Source organism: Sphingomonas sp. SL1004, assembly GCF_057815015.1.
Window position 1 is genome coordinate 1,288,641 of record NZ_JBYMUX010000001.1, and the last position, 16,413, is coordinate 1,305,053.

General features: G+C 67.0%; 13 protein-coding genes. 7 read left to right on the plus strand and 6 right to left on the minus strand.

All coding sequences use genetic code 11. From position 1 onward, the window contains the following. Window positions 1-80: 80 nt before the first annotated feature. Window positions 81-815 carry a TonB family protein gene (locus tag AC3D24_RS05640; RefSeq protein ID WP_489028976.1) on the minus strand — a complete coding sequence of 245 codons (735 nt, stop codon included), beginning with the start codon at window positions 813-815 and terminating at the stop codon, window positions 81-83. Window positions 816-1,344: 529 nt separating this feature from the next. On the opposite strand from AC3D24_RS05640, the gene AC3D24_RS05645 reads away from it, so the two are divergent. Continuing rightward, complete coding sequence (locus AC3D24_RS05645) at window positions 1,345-2,526, plus strand: molybdopterin molybdotransferase MoeA (protein WP_489028978.1); 1,182 nt, start codon at window positions 1,345-1,347, stop codon at window positions 2,524-2,526. 68 nt (window positions 2,527-2,594) lie between these two features. After that, window positions 2,595-3,269 carry a transcriptional repressor LexA gene (lexA, locus tag AC3D24_RS05650; RefSeq protein WP_489028980.1) on the plus strand — a complete coding sequence of 225 codons (675 nt, stop codon included), beginning with the start codon at window positions 2,595-2,597 and terminating at the stop codon, window positions 3,267-3,269. 495 nt (window positions 3,270-3,764) lie between these two features. Here the strand turns inward: lexA and AC3D24_RS05655 are convergent, their stop codons facing one another. Next, window positions 3,765-5,975: a ComEC/Rec2 family competence protein gene (locus AC3D24_RS05655; protein ID WP_489033056.1), complete on the minus strand. Its 2,211-nt coding sequence runs from the start codon at window positions 5,973-5,975 to the stop codon at window positions 3,765-3,767. Window positions 5,976-6,035: 60 nt separating this feature from the next. On the opposite strand from AC3D24_RS05655, the gene gltX reads away from it, so the two are divergent. The 3 genes from gltX to AC3D24_RS05670 are packed head-to-tail and all read left to right on the plus strand — an operon-like array spanning window position 6,036 to window position 9,008. After that, complete coding sequence (gene gltX, locus AC3D24_RS05660) at window positions 6,036-7,496, plus strand: glutamate--tRNA ligase (protein WP_489028982.1); 1,461 nt, start codon at window positions 6,036-6,038, stop codon at window positions 7,494-7,496. A gap of 25 nt (window positions 7,497-7,521) precedes the next feature. Further along, complete coding sequence (locus tag AC3D24_RS05665; RefSeq protein ID WP_056048581.1) at window positions 7,522-8,805, plus strand: citrate synthase; 1,284 nt, start codon at window positions 7,522-7,524, stop codon at window positions 8,803-8,805. Beyond that, a complete protein-coding gene (locus tag AC3D24_RS05670) occupies window positions 8,805-9,008 on the plus strand; it encodes a hypothetical protein (RefSeq protein ID WP_489028984.1) in 204 nt (67 codons plus the stop codon). The genes AC3D24_RS05665 and AC3D24_RS05670 overlap by 1 nt, the downstream gene beginning before the upstream one ends. On the opposite strand, the gene AC3D24_RS05675 is transcribed toward AC3D24_RS05670, so the two are convergent. The 4 genes from AC3D24_RS05675 to AC3D24_RS05690 all read right to left on the minus strand — a co-directional run bounded on the left by AC3D24_RS05675 (window position 8,982) and on the right by AC3D24_RS05690 (window position 13,039). Continuing rightward, entirely contained in the window at window positions 8,982-10,361 is a 1,380-nt protein-coding gene (locus tag AC3D24_RS05675) for a sensor histidine kinase (protein WP_489028986.1), read from the minus strand. The two genes, AC3D24_RS05670 and AC3D24_RS05675, sit on opposite strands and share 27 nt — an antisense overlap. Continuing rightward, window positions 10,358-11,449, minus strand: a complete 1,092-nt coding sequence (locus AC3D24_RS05680) for a DUF2336 domain-containing protein (protein WP_489028988.1) — start codon at window positions 11,447-11,449, stop codon at window positions 10,358-10,360. Before AC3D24_RS05680 ends, AC3D24_RS05675 begins: the two co-directional genes overlap by 4 nt. Window positions 11,450-11,484: 35 nt before the next feature. After that, window positions 11,485-12,666 carry a hypothetical protein gene (locus tag AC3D24_RS05685; protein WP_489028990.1) on the minus strand — a complete coding sequence of 394 codons (1,182 nt, stop codon included), beginning with the start codon at window positions 12,664-12,666 and terminating at the stop codon, window positions 11,485-11,487. A 79-nt stretch (window positions 12,667-12,745) separates the two neighbouring features. Continuing rightward, window positions 12,746-13,039 (minus strand): Hpt domain-containing protein, encoded by a 294-nt coding sequence (locus tag AC3D24_RS05690; RefSeq protein ID WP_489028992.1) that lies wholly within the window; start codon window positions 13,037-13,039, stop codon window positions 12,746-12,748. Between the two features lie 103 nt (window positions 13,040-13,142). On the opposite strand from AC3D24_RS05690, the gene AC3D24_RS05695 reads away from it, so the two are divergent. Both AC3D24_RS05695 and AC3D24_RS05700 read left to right on the plus strand, forming a co-directional pair. Then, complete coding sequence (locus tag AC3D24_RS05695; RefSeq protein ID WP_489028994.1) at window positions 13,143-15,428, plus strand: coiled-coil domain-containing protein; 2,286 nt, start codon at window positions 13,143-13,145, stop codon at window positions 15,426-15,428. A 101-nt stretch (window positions 15,429-15,529) separates the two neighbouring features. Beyond that, complete coding sequence (locus tag AC3D24_RS05700; protein WP_489028996.1) at window positions 15,530-16,309, plus strand: SDR family oxidoreductase; 780 nt, start codon at window positions 15,530-15,532, stop codon at window positions 16,307-16,309. Window positions 16,310-16,413 lie beyond the last annotated feature (104 nt).

A 16,413-nucleotide genomic window follows, 5' to 3' on the forward strand; every position in this document is an offset into this window, starting at 1 on the left:
CCATAAGGGAGAGCGGAGAGACACCTAAGGCAGCGAAGGGTGAGGGCACGCCCGGCGGAGCGATCGCGTTCGAGCCCCGCTCAATCGTCTATCGCCCAATCATGCTTTTCGACGATCGTCGATTCCACCGGCCGCCCCGCCGCATCGAGCGACGGATCATACCGAAACCGCTGCTCGATAAGCCGGCACGTCAGGCTGTCCAGCTCCGCGCTTCCACTCGACCGCGTCACCCGGCACTGCGACACGCGTCCGCTGACCTCGACCACATACCGCACCGAAACCGTCCCGCGAATACCGGTTTCGGCGGCGTCCTTCGGATAATCCGAATCCTTCAGCCGCCCGCGCCGCCACCGCGGCGGCGTCTCCTCGCCCCCGCCACCGTCGCCATCCCCGTAACCGCCACTCCCGGTACCGTTACCGACCCCGCCGCTCCCGGTACCCGGTCCACGAACGTCCGACGCCCCGGCGGTCGCCTGCGCCCCAACCCCGGCCTTGGCCGCAACGACCACCGGCGGCGGCACCACGATCGGCACCACCGGCGGCGGCGCGACCACCTCGGTAGCCTTCGACTTCAGGTTAGGCGGCGACGCAGCCCCCTGCGGTCGATGACTGGGTGATGGCCGCGGCCTGACCTTTTCGACCGGCGGCGGTGGCGGAGGGGGCGCCACCCCGAACACCTTCAACGCCTCGCCCATCGCCGCCGGCATCGGCACCACCAGCCCGTTGAGCAGCGCGTAGCCAAGCAACCCCGGCAACACGATCGCCCCGACGGCCGCTCCGATCCTGTCTTTCGTACGTGGCTGAACTGCTGTCATCCTGCTGATCTGGTGTCTCATTCCGTGCAGGGAAAGCCCTTTCCAGATGAACCCAGACTGGCGAGGTAGGATCGGCTCCGCCTACTTGACGCCCCGAGTCTCCCCCTCGCCCTCCCGACAGGCACCTCGCCGGCGCAGGCCGGGGCCCAATTGCGATGGCAGACATCATGATGGACCGCCCGTCACCAAGCCTCAATATGTTTCCCTGCGAAGGCCGGGACCCAGTCTGAGCTCCCGCCTTCGCGGGAGAGCAAGGAAGCAGTAGCTGACATCGGATATCGATCCGCTTTCGACAGCGCGTTCGCCAAGACCGCCACCCAAGCCTCCGCACCAAGCAGCGCGTACCGCCGTCGCCCGGGTCCACCGCGGCGACAACACCTGTCCTACAAGCCAAACCCATGGCAAAGCACGGAACATGCCCGCCAACCAGGCGCTTCTCCCGTACGGAGTGCGAACCGGCAAACCGCTCCCAGCGTCTATACTTCCTATACTTCACTCAGCCAAACCGCCCAGCCGCAGAGTTCCCAGCATGACCCTAGTCCCCGTCGCCGAAGCCCAGTCCCGCCTCTTCGCCATGGCTCCCCGCGTGGGCCACGAGACGGTCCCCTTGCGCGACGCCGCCGGCCGCTGGGCGGCTGAAGACATCCTCGCCCGCCGTACGCAACCCGCTGCAGATCTTTCCGCCATGGACGGCTACGCGATCCGCTTCGCCGACATGTCCGGCCCTTGGAAAGTCATCGGCGAAAGCGCGGCGGGACGCCCGTTCACCGGCAAGGTCGGTCCAGGCGAAGCAACCCGCATCTTCACCGGCGCGGCAATGCCCGAAGGCGCCGACAGCGTCATGGTCCAGGAGGAAGCCGAGCGTGACGGCGAAACGCTGATCCTGGCCGGCGAAGGCCCTCCGACGCTAGGCCGTAATACCCGTCGCAAGGGCCTGGACTTCTCCACCGGCACCCGCCTGATCGCCGCTGGCGACCGGCTCAGCCCCGCGCGCATCGCCGTCGCCGCAACCGGCGGCCACGGCAGCCTGACCGTCAACCGCCGCGTCCGCGTCGCCGTCGCCGCGACGGGAGACGAACTCGTCCCCCCCGGCTCGACCACCGACGGCGTTGCGCTCCCCGAATCGAACGGCATCATGCTCGCCGCGATGCTCGCCGACATGCCCGTCGACATCATCGACCTCGGGATCCTCCCCGACCGTCTCGACATCCTGCGCGATGCCTTCGCCAGCGTCGAAGCCGACCTCCTGGTCACCACTGGAGGAGCCTCGGTCGGTGACCACGACCTCGTCCGCCCGGCGATCGAGGCCGCCGGCGGCACGATCGACTTCTGGCGGATCGCGCTGCGTCCGGGCAAGCCGATGATGGCCGGCCGGATCGGCGAGATGATGGTCCTGGGCCTTCCCGGCAACCCGGTCTCGGCATTCGTCACGGCGACGTTGTTCGTCAAACCGGTCGTCGCGCATATGGCCGGAGCCCGCGATCCACTCCCGCAGACGAGTCACGCGCTGCTCGGCGAAGACCTGCCCGCGAACAACGCCCGCACCGATTATCTCCGTGCCGAACTTCGCGACGGCAAGGCCTATGCATCGACGATCCAGGACAGCTCGATGCTCCTGACATTGGCGCGTTCGACCTGCCTCATCGTTCGCGCGGGCAACGCGCCGATCGCAAGAGAAGGCGAATCGGCGGAAATCCTCGTCATTGCGTGAAGCGAGCGCTTGACGGCGTTAATTATGTTCCATAGAAGTTCCCAGTCTGTTCCGGACGGAGAACCGCCATGCTCACGCGCAAGCAGCACGAACTCGTATGCTTCATCAACGACCGGCTCAACGATACCGGTGTCTCGCCGTCGTTCGAGGAGATGAAGGACGCGCTCGACCTGAAATCCAAGTCGGGGGTTCACCGTCTGATCAGCGCGCTTGAGGAACGTAACTTCATCCGTCGTCTGCCGAACCGTGCACGCGCGCTCGAAGTGCTGCGTATGCCGGAGCGCCCGGAAAAGAAAACGCCTTCGAAGCCGTCGAACGTGAAGACTGTGGCCGCTGTCGCCGCACCGCAGCCTGCGAACGACGTGATCGAAATCCCGCTGCACGGCCGCATCGCCGCCGGCGTCCCGATCGAAGCCTTCGAAGGCAGCACCATGCTTGCCGTTCCCGCAGCACTGCTCGGCTCTGGCGAACATTACGCGCTCGAGGTCTCGGGTGACTCGATGGTCGAAGCCGGCATCCTGGACGGCGATTATGCCCTCATCCGCCGCACCGAAACCGCCCGCGATGGCGAGATCGTCGTCGCGCTGATCGAAGACAGCGAAGCCACCCTGAAATACTTCCGCCGCGAAGGCGCGATGGTCCGCCTCGATCCGGCCAACCGGGCCTATGATCCGCAGCGCTATGCCCCCGCCCAGGTCCGCGTACAGGGCAAGCTCTCCGGCATCCTGCGCCGCTACGACTGAACTGCCGGGATCGGCCTGCTTCATCGCGATGCAGGCCGAAGTCGGCTTTTTGGCTGCTCAGGAAAAAGCGACCACCAGGCCGGCAAGCCAAGTCGCTCTTTCCCTCCGGCAAGAGCGACCGGGCCTATTCGGCAAACTAAGCGACGTGGCCGAGCGGTCGAAAAGCGGCCAGTTTTCGACACGCCCAAGCAAACACCATCAAGCGTCCGGAAGACTCTCTCACGCTCCGAGGCATAAGCGCGACCTCGACTCGAACCGTCAATCTTTGCACTTCTGCGCCTCTGCGCGAACATATCGCCGCCAACTTCCCACGCAGCCGAAGAATTGGTTCGCGCGGAGGCGCGGAGGCGCGAAGATGTAGTGCTTAGATTGGCGTCTATTTGCCTTCGCAGACCACCGAAACCGACGTGGGCTGATCGTTCATGGAGGTGTGAAGGTCTCCTGAGTCGCATCACCTTCGCGCCTTTGCGCCTTCGCGCCTTCGCGTGGACAATTCTACTTTTGACGGACTCGGCTGGCGCGAAACGCCGGCGCCGCATCATGAAACCGGACATGCCGCGGTCTAAACGAATGTGCCGTACGTTCGAGCATGGGCGGATCGCGCCAGGGATGGCGATCGCCCGCGTTCAGGATCGTCACGACCGTCCCGGTCCCCAAGGTCAGCGCGACTCCACCCGTCCGCTGCAGAACGCGTCGATCGAGCTTCAGCCACCGCGGCACGCAGCGCTTCGGCAGACCGCGTTCGCTGACGACGACGTCGGCCGCGCGACAGGCTGCAACGAACTCGGCAATCGGGACCATATAGGCGCTGCGGGTCGCAAGAATCCGCCACATCCGTCCGCGCGCGGCAATATCGGTGACGCAAAGATCACGACTGCACCGCGCATCGGGCTGGTCGGCCAGCAGCAGTGGCTCGCCGTCGCCCCCACCGTTCTCGGCAAGCATATCCCGCGTATAGTCGCCCGCCCGGTCCCGCAGCATCGAGAGGCCAGCAGCGGTCCGGACCGCGACATGCCGGCCGTCGCCCGTCACCAGAATATCGGGCGGCGGCGTGGCCAGCGCCCACACTGCCCCGATCATCAGCGGCAGCAGTCCCAGACGCCGCCACCGGGTCCGCCACAACGCGATCCAAATCCCCCCGATTGCCATCAGCGCGAACGCCGCAGTCGGCATGGCCGGCAGGGACCGCACCGATCCGGGCGCGCCCGCCACCACGTGGGCAAGCCAGAGCAGCGCGTCGAGCGATCGCTGGACCAGCCACCAGATTGGTGCACCGAGGCTTCCGACGTCCAGCAGCAACGCCAGAGTCTCCAGCGGCATGACAACGAACGTCGTCAACGGGATCGCGACGATGTTCGCGAATGCGCCGTACAGCCCCGCCTTGTGGAAATGGTAGACCGCGATCGGCATGAGCGCGAACTCGACGAGCAGTCCGGTGAGCAGCAGCGACGCCACGCCCCGTGCGAGGCGGCGTGCTCGTCCCTCCTCGTGCGGTCCGAAGAACGCGCGGATCACGGGATGTTCGTGCAGGGCCATGATCGCAGTGATCGCCGCGAACGATAGCTGGAAGCTCGGTCCGGCAGCCGATTCGGGCAACACCAGCATGACGCACGCCGCTCCCGCCGCGACGAGCCGCAAGGTCATCGCCTCGCGCCCCATCGCCAGCGCGGCCAACACGAGCAGCGCGGCGACGCACGACCGGATCGTGGGAACCTGGCTTCCCGTCAGCAGCGTATAGCCGATCGCCGCCGCCGCACCCGCCAATGCTGCGATCAGCGGCAGGCGCGCGTGCAAGGCCAGCCATGGACTGAGCGCCAGCAGGCGCAACACGATCAGCATCGTCGCCGCCACCGCCGCGGTGATGTGCAATCCGCTCACCGACAGCAAATGCGCGAGCCCCGCCCGGCGCATCGCCTCTGAATCCTCCTCGCTGATCGCGCCGACGTCGCCGGTGGCGAGCGCTGCCGCGATACCGCCCGCGCTGCCGTCCAGTCGCGAGACGATGTGGTGCGACAGCGCGACTCGGATGCCCGCACCTGATGCGCTCGGCGTCGTCACCACCACCGGTGCGAAGCCACGCCCGGTCGCGCCGATCCCGCCGAACCACGCGACCCGCGCGAAGTCGTAGGCGCCTGGCACCGCGGGCAAAGGCGGCGGCATCAGGCGGGCGCGAAGGTGCACGACTGCCCCGGTCCCGAGCAGCTTCGGCGCGTCGGCCTCCGCGAGGTTGACGCGGACCCGGTACGGCAAGGCAACCGGCTGCCCGTCGGTCTCCACACCTTTGCCGATCGGCAGAACCGTCAACCGCACCAGTTTCCGCGCCACCAGCGGCTCGATCGCCTCGACCTTCGCCGAGAAGCTCGCGATCGTCGGACCGCCCAGCACCGGCCGCGCCACAGATTCTGACCTTGCCCAGATCAGCCCGAGGCCGAGCGCGCCCGTCAGCAACCCGATCGCGAGCGCGCGCGCCGCACGCCCGCCCTGCCCCACGGCCAGACCCGCAAGCCCGCTCGCCACCAGCAGCAATATCGCCATGCACCACGCCGCCGCGTCCGGCAACGCGAACCATAGCGCTATACCGCCCCCAAGCGTCACCGGCAGCCACAGCACCAGCTGGTCGCGTTCCGCCTCCAGCCAGCGCTCGACCGTCAGGCCCCCGCGCGCCACGGCAAGCCCAACGACAGCCCCCCATCGCGGCACGCCCATTTGTCGCCGCCAAGGACGCATGCTAGGGGCGGCGACGGCTGTCATGGCCATCGTTTCTCCATGGTTTCATCAGTCTGGGAGCACCCGCGGTTGGGCGCAATATCTGATACGGGCACCGCCGCTTCGGCCGCACCCGTGGTTACCCGTTTCGCTCCGTCGCCGACGGGGTTCCTGCATCTTGGCGGCGCGCGCACCGCGCTGTTCAACTGGCTGTTCGCCAAGGCGAACGGGGGCAAGTTTCTGCTGCGGATCGAGGATACCGACCGGGTCCGCTCGACCCAGCCGGCGATCGACGCGATCATCGACGGCATGCGCTGGCTCGGGCTCGACTGGGACGGCGACGTCGTCATGCAGTTCGCCGGTGCCGAACGCCACGCACAGGTCGCGCACGAAATGGTCGCCAACGGCCACGCCTATCGCTGCTACATGACCGCCGAGGAAATCGCGGCGATGCGCGCCGAGGCCCAGGCCGCGAAGAGGCCGCTCCGCATCCGCAGCCCGTGGCGCGATCGTCCCGAGAGCGAAGCACCGAACCTTCCCCACGTCGTCCGCCTGCGCGCACCGCAGGAAGGTGCCGTCACGATCGAGGATCGCGTCCAGGGCGCGGTGACGGTCAAGAACGAAGAGATCGACGACCTTGTACTGCTCCGCTCCGACGGCACGCCGACCTACATGCTCGCGGTCGTGGTCGACGATCACGACATGGGCGTCACGCACGTCATCCGCGGCGACGATCACCTCAACAACGCGTTCCGCCAGCTGCCGATCTACCGCGCCATGAACTGGCCCGAGCCGATCTACGCGCACATCCCGCTGATCCACGGCCCCGATGGTGCCAAGCTGTCGAAGCGTCACGGCGCGGTGGGCATCGAAGCGTATCGCGACGAGATGGGTATTCTGCCCGAGGCGTTCGATAATTACCTGCTCCGGCTCGGCTGGGGTCACGGCGACGACGAGATCATCAGCCGCGAACAGGCGGTCGAGTGGTTCGACCTGTCGGGCGTCGGCAAGTCGCCCTCGCGCTTCGACCTGAAGAAGCTCGAGAACCTCAACGGCCATTATATCCGTGAAGCCGACGACGCGCGCTTGGCGCAACTCGCCGCCGACCGTCTCGGCCACGACCTGCCGACCGGCGGACTGGATCTTCTGACTCGCGCGATGCCCGTCCTGAAGCCACGTGCCGCAAACCTGAACGAACTGGCCGAAGGCTCGAATTTCCTGTTCAGCCAGCGTCCTCTAGCGATGGATGACGCCGCGGCGAGCCTTTTACAGGGTGAAGCGAGTGCAATTTTGGTCAATGCCCATGCCGAACTTGACGCGCTCGACAAGTGGGATACGGAGGCGCTCGAAGGCGCGGTACGGCGCGTGGCCGAAGCGCGGGGCGTCAAGCTCGGCCAGGTCGCACAGCCGCTTCGCGCCGCGCTGACGGGACGCAAGACGTCGCCGGGGATCTTCGATGTGCTCGACCTGCTCGGGCGCGACGAGAGTCTTGGCCGGATCGCCGACCGGATGGCTAGCTGATAAGATTTCGAGGAAGGATACAAGCATGAGCGAGACCGCAACCCTCAAGGTCGACGGCAAGGATTTCGAGTATCCGGTGATGTCCGGTACGGTCGGGCCCGATGTCATCGATATCCGCAAGCTGTACGCGCAGACGGACAATTTCACCTATGATCCGGGGTTCACCTCGACGGCGTCGTGCCAGTCGAAGCTGACCTATATCGATGGTGACGCGGGCACGCTGCTGCACCGCGGCTACACGATCGGCGAGCTGGCCGAACAGTCGAACTTTATGGAAGTCGCCTACCTCCTGCTCAACGGCGAACTGCCGAGCGAAGACGAGCTGGCGAACTTCTCCAACACGATCACGCGCCACACGATGGTGCACGAGCAGCTCGCGCAGTTCTTCCGTGGTTTCCGCCGCGACGCGCATCCGATGGCGATCCTGTGCGGCGTCGTCGGCGCGCTGTCGGCGTTCTACCACGATTCGACCGACATCCACGATCCGGCCCAGCGCGTGATCGCGTCGCACCGCCTGATCGCCAAGATGCCGACGATCGCCGCGATGGCGTACAAGTACAGCGTCGGCCAGCCGTTCGTCTATCCGGACAACACGCTGAGCTACACCGGCAATTTCCTGAAGATGACGTTCGGCGTCCCCGCCGAGAAGTACGTCGTGAACCCGATCGTCGAAAAGGCGATGGACCGTATCTTCATCCTCCACGCCGATCACGAGCAGAACGCGTCGACCTCGACCGTCCGTCTCGCCGGTTCGTCGGGCGCCAACCCGTTCGCGTGCATCGCGGCCGGGATCGCCTGCCTGTGGGGCCCCGCACACGGCGGCGCGAACGAAGCCGCGCTCAACATGCTGCATGAGATAGGCACCGTCGACCGCATCCCCGAGTACATCGCCCGCGCCAAGGACAAGAACGATCCGTTCCGCCTGATGGGCTTCGGTCACCGCGTCTACAAGAACTACGATCCGCGCGCGGCCGTCATGCAGACGACCGTCAAGGAAGTGCTCGGCGAGCTGGGCGTCACCGACCCGGTGTTCGACGTTGCGATCGAGCTCGAGCGTCTGGCGCTCAGCGATCCGTACTTCATCGAGAAGAAGCTCTTCCCGAACGTTGATTTCTATTCGGGCGTGATCCTGTCGGCGATCGGCTTCCCGACCTCGATGTTCACCGTCCTCTTCGCGCTCGCCCGCACCGTCGGCTGGGTCGCGCAGTGGAACGAGATGATCACCGACCCCGACCAGAAGATCGGCCGTCCGCGTCAGCTGTACAGCGGCCCGACCGCGCGTGACTACGTCCCGATGGCGTCACGCTGATGAAGACGCTCCGGCCGATCCTGATGGTCGTCGGCGTGCTCTGCGCGCTGATGGGTCTGCTCTGGATCGGTCAGGGGCTCGGTTACATCCACTGGCCGCAGTCGAGCTTCATGCTCGACCAGCGGCCTTGGGCGGATCGCGGCGCATTCCTCGCCGCGTTCGGCCTCGCGCTGATCCTAGTGGCGCGCCGGATCCGCCGGTAAGGTCAAGACGAACCGCGCGCCTTCACCAGGCGCGCTTTCGATCGTGAGATCCCCCTGCATCGCCCGCGCGAGACGCCGTGCGATATACAGGCCGAGCCCGTTGCCGCCGGCCTCAGACGGATCGACCCGCTCGAACTTCTCGAAAATCCGGATCTGATCCTCGGGCGCGACGCCCTTGCCCTTGTCGGCGACGATGACGATGGCCTGCGTATCGTTGCGCTCCACCGACACCGCGACGTGAGATCCCGCCGGCGAATACCGCACCGCGTTGCCGACGAGATTTACCAGAATCTGCAACACGCGACGAAAATCCCCGAGCGCGGGGACCCGCATGTCCATGGCGGGCCGGACGATCGTGACGTCCGCATTGCTCGCGCGCACCGTCAGCAGACCAGCGGCACGGCGCGCGACGTCGGCAAGATCGATCGGCTCTGGCGCGAGCACAAAGTCCGGCCGCTCGACGGCCTGGAGATCGACGAGGTCATCGACCAGTTCGAGCAGGTGGCGCCCAGCGCTGGCGATATCCGCGGCGTAGTCGGCGTAATCGCTCTGCACCGGGCCATCGGCCTGCGCATTGATGCTGTCGGCATTGGCGACGATCCGCGCCAAGGGAATGCGCAACGCCTTGTCGAGCCCACTGGTAAAGGTCGGCGACAACGTCGCAGCCTCGGCGGGCGGCTCGACCTCGTCGACGACCATCCGCGCCGCGCCAATGAACCCGGCGAAATCCCCCGAGGCATCATGACGCACGGTCGCGGTCAGCGTCACCGCCCGCCCCGAACTCCGCAACCGCGCCGGTTGCGCGATCATCGGCCGGCGCCGGGCGAGCGAATCGAGGATCGGCAACGTCCCGTCCGCCCCCGCATCGAGCGCGAACATCGCCGTCAACGGCTGCCCGAGTAGCGCGAACGCGTCGAAGCCATGCTTCGGCCCCGCATCCAAGGTCACGAACGTCAGTCGCAACGCGGAATCGGTTTCCCACCGCCAGTCGGTATCGCTGTCGAGAACGTCATTCTGCGCATCGGGTGCCGGTCGCGAAGGACGCCACGCCGCGATCTCACGCCATCCACTGACCGTCAGCCGCACATTCTCGCCGTCCGGTTGCGCGCGCACCCAGAGGTCGACATCGGTCTCGTCATCCGCGACCACCACGCCGCGTGACACGACGATTCCCAGCCGCCGCGCCAACCGCGCGATCGTCGCGAGTTGCGGCACAGCTAGCGGCGCGCCGCGCATGCCTCCGGCGCGCTGGTTCAGCGCGATCAACGCCGGGTCCGCGAACGACAACGAGCCATCGGGCGCAACGATGGCGTGCGCGATCGGGCTTTCGGTCGATGGATCGAACACGCTCATCGCCGATCCGTACGCGCCAGCGCGCGCAACGCCATCCGAAAATCGCGGTTCAGCGCCAATGGAGCGATCGATGCCCGCGCATCCTCCACACCGATCGACACGATGGCATCCAACGCGTCTGCGAAAGCCTCGATGTCGCGCCGCGGATCGGCTTCCGAAAGCGCCAGACCGATCTTGGCAATGGTCGGCCGATCCATATCGAGTGCACGCAGCGCCAGCCACAGCCGATCGCCGTCCGGCTCCAACGTGATCGATCGCGCCTGATCGAACGCGATGCCCAGCGCATGTGCCAGCACCGCGATGAATAGCGAAAGCCGTCGGTCGCCGATCGATTCGACCAGCACGGCGGCCAGTTCATTAGGTCGCGCATCCAGCGCCTTCGCCAAACGCGTCGCGACCGCGTCGGGCCGTTCGCCCTCGTCATGCGCGGCTAGGCTGCGCTCGGCCGCATCGGTGATCGCCCGATCGCTGTCGCGCGTCGTCTTCAGGCCATCGCGGATCGCCGCCGCCACCCACCAGACCAGCCGGTGATGCAGTTCGGCGGGCAATTCGCTTCCGCCTGCCGAGCCCTGCTCGTTCGCGACCCGTCGCCGGCTCTCCGCCGCCAGCAGGGCCGACGCGGCCGACGCGACGATGCTGTCCGGCACGCCCGCCAACCGCACGAGCAGACTCGCCTCGTCCGGCTCGGCCACCTCGACCGGCAGCGATGCCGCGACCAGATCATGGCGGACGCGGGCGATCAGTTCGTCCATCAGGTCTTCGTCACGCAGCAGCCCCGCGCGCGTCAGGCGTTCTAGGACGGTTCCCGCCCCCGCCTTCAGGATCACCTCGCCCGCGCGCGTCGCGCCGCTGCCGGCCAGCAACCGCGCCGCATGGCGCCGGATGTCCCATTCGATCGCAGCGACGATCGCGGCGAGCACCTGTGCGAGCATCAGCCGCGTACGATCGTCGAGCCGCGCATCAGAATCGAGGAAAAAATCGGCGATCGTCCCCGCCAGCCGGGCCTCGGCACGCAGCCGCGCCGTCTCGGCCCGCTGCACTGGATCGTAGGACGGCATAGCGTCTTGCATCGTGGGGCCGACCGACATGCTTCCGTGCTTAGCCCCCGGTCGTTAAGGTCCGCCTAAGGCGTGCGACGCAATCGTTCGATCACCGCCGCCAGCGTAGCGGTCGCGTAGATCGCCGTCACGCCCAGTCCGACCACCGGAAAACCGATCAGCGCGAACACCGCGACGACCAGCAGATACGCCGCCGGACTGCCCCACCACAGCACACGCTCGCGTTCGACGATCGCACGCTCGGCAAGTCCACCGACCACGACGAGCGCGGTACCGATCGCCAGCGCGGTGTTCTCGCCGGCGTAGCCGCTGACGAAAAATGCGAATACCAGGATCGCGGCGGCAACGACGCCAGCGATGGCCAGCGTCTGACCATGCGCCATCGGTTCCTCATCGCGAAGCCCGCTCAACACCGAGCCGAGCGCCAGCGCGATACAGCCGAGCAACGCGACCACGAGCCCGATCGACGAAAGCCCGAAGCCGATCGTCACGAGCCCGGCGAGCCCCAACGCCAGGCCCGCCGCGCCGACGGTCGTCCCCGCCGCACCGCGATCCACCAGCAACGGCAGTGCCAGTCGCGCGATCGGCGCAAGCACGAACCGGTCGAACCAGCCGCGCCGCCCCGATACGATCGTCATCAGCACCGCGCGGCCGCGCTCCTCGAGCGTCCGCGCCTGGCGCTCGATCCCATGTCCACCGCGCACCGCATCGGTCGGCAGCAACACTTGCGTCGCGCGCGACTGTACCGCCAGACGCAGCAGCGACGACTGAAGATCGTAATCCTGTGGCAATGCCGCGACCTCGGCGATCCGGCTCGAGCTCAGCCGCGCGACGCCGGCCCACGCCATCTGCCCGCCGACGCGTTCGAACCCCGGCCCCGCATCGCTCTCGGGCACGACAAGCAGGCAATCGCCCTCCTCGCCCGCCATCGCCTTGACGATCGCTTCGGTGGTGACCAGCCCGTCGCCAAGCATCAGCACGCGGGCGAGCGGATGCAGCTTTTCGACCGCCTCGGTCGCCGAGCGCACCGTATCGACCGAAACGCCGCGCCGCCCGATCCGGTTGATCGCCCCAAGAAGTTCGGGCGTCATCCGCGCGACGACGACGATCACCTGCGATACACCGGCCGCGATCAGCAACCGTGCCTGGTACTCGATAAGCGTGACGCCGCTGAACGGCAGCGTCGCGGCCAGACGATCGGGGCGATCGTCGGCGTCGTGAATTGCAAATAATAGGCCGGCAAGCATGTGCGGCTGTTAGGCGGTACGCGCCGTCCTGCAAAGCCCGCGTTCGGCCGAACCGCCCCGCGCTAAGGCCGGAACCGCGTCATAAGCGCGATATAGCGCGCCGCAGCTTCTTCAAACCCTCGGCATCGCGCGGATCGCCTTCCGCGACTTCGGTCGCCAGCGCCATCAGCCGTACCGCGCCGAAACTGGCCGCCAACCCCTTCAGCCGCCACGCCGCGCCCCGCCACTCCTCGACCTCGGTGGCCAGCGTCATCGCGGTCAACGCGCGCTCGGCGCTCTCGACGAACGCGATTCGCAGTTCGGCGATCAGCGCAGGCTCGTCGCCGACCGCAGCTGCCAGCGTCGCATCGATTGCCCCCGGATCATACGCCATGTCGCCCTGCTTACCGGACGGATGCTTAAGAGAAGATTGCACTATGCGTTTTGTCCGACCGCGTTTCGTGGTACTTCCACACCTCATGAACGGGGGTTCGTCAATGATCGGGTTTCGCGCGACGGCAGGCAATGCCCATCCTATTCGCGCGGACATCGTGATGGATCCGGTGATAGAAGACATGTCCGAAACCGTCACTGAACCTGAATTCGACGAGGTTTATCAAGAACATGCGGGCGAACGTAGCGCGGTGTTTGCCGGCATTGCGGTCGCGATCGTAGTGATCTGGCTGGCAGCGATGCTCTGGATCGCGCGCGGTTCGCTCGGGGGAATGGAGCCGGTCGCGCTCGTCCAGTTCATCGCCGCGTTGTGCGTCGTTCCCGTGCTCGTCGGCATCGTCTGGCTGCTCGCGATGCGGACCAGCCGCGCCGAGGCGCACCGCTTCGGCATCACCGCGCAGGCGATGCGCGACGAGGCCGCCAGCCTGGAACGCACCGTCGCCGCGCTGTCGAACACGATCGACGCCAACCGCGTGCAACTCGCCCAGCAACTCGACGCGCTGATGGCCATGGGCGGCGGCGCGACCGAACAGCTCGCGGCAATCGGCCGCGGCATGGTCTCCGAGATCGACCAGGCCGCCGCGCACGCGCGCAACCTCGCCACCTCCACGGCCGGCGCGCAGACCAGCCTCGGCGTCCTGATCGCCACCCTCCCCCGCGCGCAGGCGGATATCGACGACGTCGCCAAGCGGCTCGAACGCACCGGGCTCTCGGCCAGCGAGCACGCCGCCGCGCTCGACGCGCAGATCGTCGCGCTCGCGGAACGCGGTCGCGAGGCCGACACGATGGCGAGCGGCGCCGCGCAACGCCTCGCCGCGCACATCGTCCGCATGGAAGCGACCAGCCAGACCGCGGGCGCGCATCTCGAAGCGGTCACCGACGGCATGTCGGGCGCGGTCGACGCGCTGCTCAACCGTACCGCCGACGCGGTCGACGACGCGCGCAAGGGTATCGCCGCGCAGGGCGACGCGATGCTTGCGATGGTCGGCGCCAACCAGGCTGCGCTCGACACCGCAGCCCGTCACAGCGCCGAAGCGCTTGCCCGCCGCATCGCCACCGTCGAGGACGCGATCGAACGCGTCGCGATCCGCCTCGACCTGCAACGCAACGCCGGCGAGCGGATCGTCGACGACCTCCACACCGGGCTCGGCGAAGTCGAGGCGCGGATCGAACTACTGCATCGCCACGGGACCGAGCGCACCCAGGGTCTCGCCGCATCGATCAGCGCGCTCGGCGGCTCTGCAGATGCGATGACCGAGGCGCTACGCTCCGGCGATGAGATGGCGCACCGCACGATTACGACTACCGAGACGCTTCTGGTCGCGCTCGATGCCGCCGCGCGGGAAATCGACGAGACCATGCCCGAGGCGCTTGGCCGGCTCGATTCGCACGTCCTCGCCAGCAAGAGCATCGTCGTGTCGGCCCGGCCGGAACTGCTTGCGCTGGTCACCGCGGCGGAGAGCACGCACGATGCGATCGAGGCGATCGCCGGCGTCATCGGCGAACAGCGCCTGGTGCTCGATACGCTGTCGACCGACCTGCTCAACACGCTCAACACCGGCCGCGCGAAGGCCGACGCGCTGGGCCAGATGGTCGACGAAGCGATCGGCCGGACTCAGCACTTCGCCGAAGACGCCGCCCCGCAGTTGATCGAGGCGCTCCACCGCGTTCGCGAAACCGCCGCGGTTGCTGCCGACAAGGCGCGCGAGACGCTGTCGAAGGTCATTCCCGAAGCCGCAGCCGCACTCGAAGCTGCCAGCGCCGACGCGATGCGCCGCGCGACCAACGACACCGTGGAACGCCAGGTCAAGGCGCTTACCGATGCGACGGGCGCCGCGGTCGACGCCGCGACCGGCGCGACCGAACGCCTCGCGCGCGAAGTCCAGGCGATCGTCGACCAGACCGGGGTCGTCGAAACGCGGATCCAGGAGGCGCGCACCGAACGCGAAGACGCCGATCAGGACACCTTCGCGCGCCGCGTCTCGCTGTTGATCGAATCGCTCAACTCTGCCTCGATCGACATCACCAAGGCAATCGCGCCCGAAATCTCCGACAGCGCGTGGGGTGCGTATCTCAAGGGCGACCGCGGCGTCTTCACACGCCGCGCCGTCCGCATTCTAGATGCGAGCGAAGTCCGCGAGATCGCTGGGCTGTATGACGAGGACGAGACCTTCCGCGAGATGGTCAATCGCTACATCCACGACTTCGAAGCGATGCTCCGCGCGATCCTGACCCAGCGCGATGGCTCACCGCTCGGGGTAACGTTGCTGTCGTCCGACATGGGCAAACTGTACGTTGCCCTTGCGCAGGCCATCGAGCGTCTGCGCTGAACCGGACCTCAAAGGAGCTTTCGAAATGATCCAGCGTCACCGCTGACGCGGCCCTCGCCAGCGGAGCAATCCGCTGAACGGACTCCTATTTCGAGGCTCAAATGCCAAGACTGAAGAACAAGATTTGCGTCGTCACCGGCGCAGCACGCGGCATCGGCCGCGCGATCGCCGAGCGCTTCCATGACGAAGGCGCTATCGTCTTCGTCACCGACATCGACGAAACCGCCGGCGCCGAGACAGCGGCGGCCATCGGTTGCCAGTTCGAAAAGCTCGACGTCCGCGAAGAGGCGGACTGGCAGCGCCTGGCGGCGGTCGTTCCGGTGGCCGACGTGCTCGTGAACAATGCGGGCGTAACGGGTTTCGAGCACGGCATGGTCGCACACGATCCCGAACATGCGAGCTTGGCCGACTGGCGCGCAGTTCATGCGGTCAATCTCGACGGTACGTTCCTCGGCTGCCGCTATGCGATCGGTGCGATGAAAGCAGCGGGTACGGGTTCGATTATCAACATCTCTTCGAGATCCGGGCTGGTCGGCATCCCGCTTGCCGCGGCCTATGCGTCGTCGAAGGCGGCGATCCGCAATCACAGCAAGACGGTGGCGTTGTATTGCGCGCAACAGGGGTGGAAGATCCGCTGCAACTCGGTGCATCCCGCGGCGATCCTGACGCCGATCTGGGAGCCGATGTTGGGGGATGGAGCCGAGCGGGAGGCGCGGATGGCGGCGCTGGTGGCCGATACGCCGTTGAAGCGGTTCGGGATGCCGGACGAGGTTGCAGCGGTCGCGGTGATGCTGGCGTCGGACGAAGCGACGTATATCACGGGGACGGAGATCAATATCGATGGCGGGTTGCTGGCTGGCTCGGCCGCATCGCCAGGGTGATGGCAACCTCGCGATCCTCCCCCGCAAGGGGGAGGTGGCACCGAAGGTGACGGAGGGGGAGGACACGGAGCCGAGGTTGCGCTTACCTCCCCCTCCGTCTGGCA

Coding starts and splice junctions, on each gene's coding strand:
- AC3D24_RS05640 (WP_489028976.1), bottom strand. CDS start 815: ATGACAGCAGTTCAGCCACGTACGAAAGACAGGATCGGAGCGGCCGTC.
- AC3D24_RS05645 (WP_489028978.1), top strand. CDS start 1,345: ATGACCCTAGTCCCCGTCGCCGAAGCCCAGTCCCGCCTCTTCGCCATG.
- lexA (WP_489028980.1), top strand. CDS start 2,595: ATGCTCACGCGCAAGCAGCACGAACTCGTATGCTTCATCAACGACCGG.
- AC3D24_RS05655 (WP_489033056.1), bottom strand. CDS start 5,975: ATGGGCGTGCCGCGATGGGGGGCTGTCGTTGGGCTTGCCGTGGCGCGC.
- gltX (WP_489028982.1), top strand. CDS start 6,036: ATGGTTTCATCAGTCTGGGAGCACCCGCGGTTGGGCGCAATATCTGAT.
- AC3D24_RS05665 (WP_056048581.1), top strand. CDS start 7,522: ATGAGCGAGACCGCAACCCTCAAGGTCGACGGCAAGGATTTCGAGTAT.
- AC3D24_RS05670 (WP_489028984.1), top strand. CDS start 8,805: ATGAAGACGCTCCGGCCGATCCTGATGGTCGTCGGCGTGCTCTGCGCG.
- AC3D24_RS05675 (WP_489028986.1), bottom strand. CDS start 10,361: ATGAGCGTGTTCGATCCATCGACCGAAAGCCCGATCGCGCACGCCATC.
- AC3D24_RS05680 (WP_489028988.1), bottom strand. CDS start 11,449: ATGTCGGTCGGCCCCACGATGCAAGACGCTATGCCGTCCTACGATCCA.
- AC3D24_RS05685 (WP_489028990.1), bottom strand. CDS start 12,666: ATGCTTGCCGGCCTATTATTTGCAATTCACGACGCCGACGATCGCCCC.
- AC3D24_RS05690 (WP_489028992.1), bottom strand. CDS start 13,039: ATGGCGTATGATCCGGGGGCAATCGATGCGACGCTGGCAGCTGCGGTC.
- AC3D24_RS05695 (WP_489028994.1), top strand. CDS start 13,143: ATGATCGGGTTTCGCGCGACGGCAGGCAATGCCCATCCTATTCGCGCG.
- AC3D24_RS05700 (WP_489028996.1), top strand. CDS start 15,530: ATGCCAAGACTGAAGAACAAGATTTGCGTCGTCACCGGCGCAGCACGC.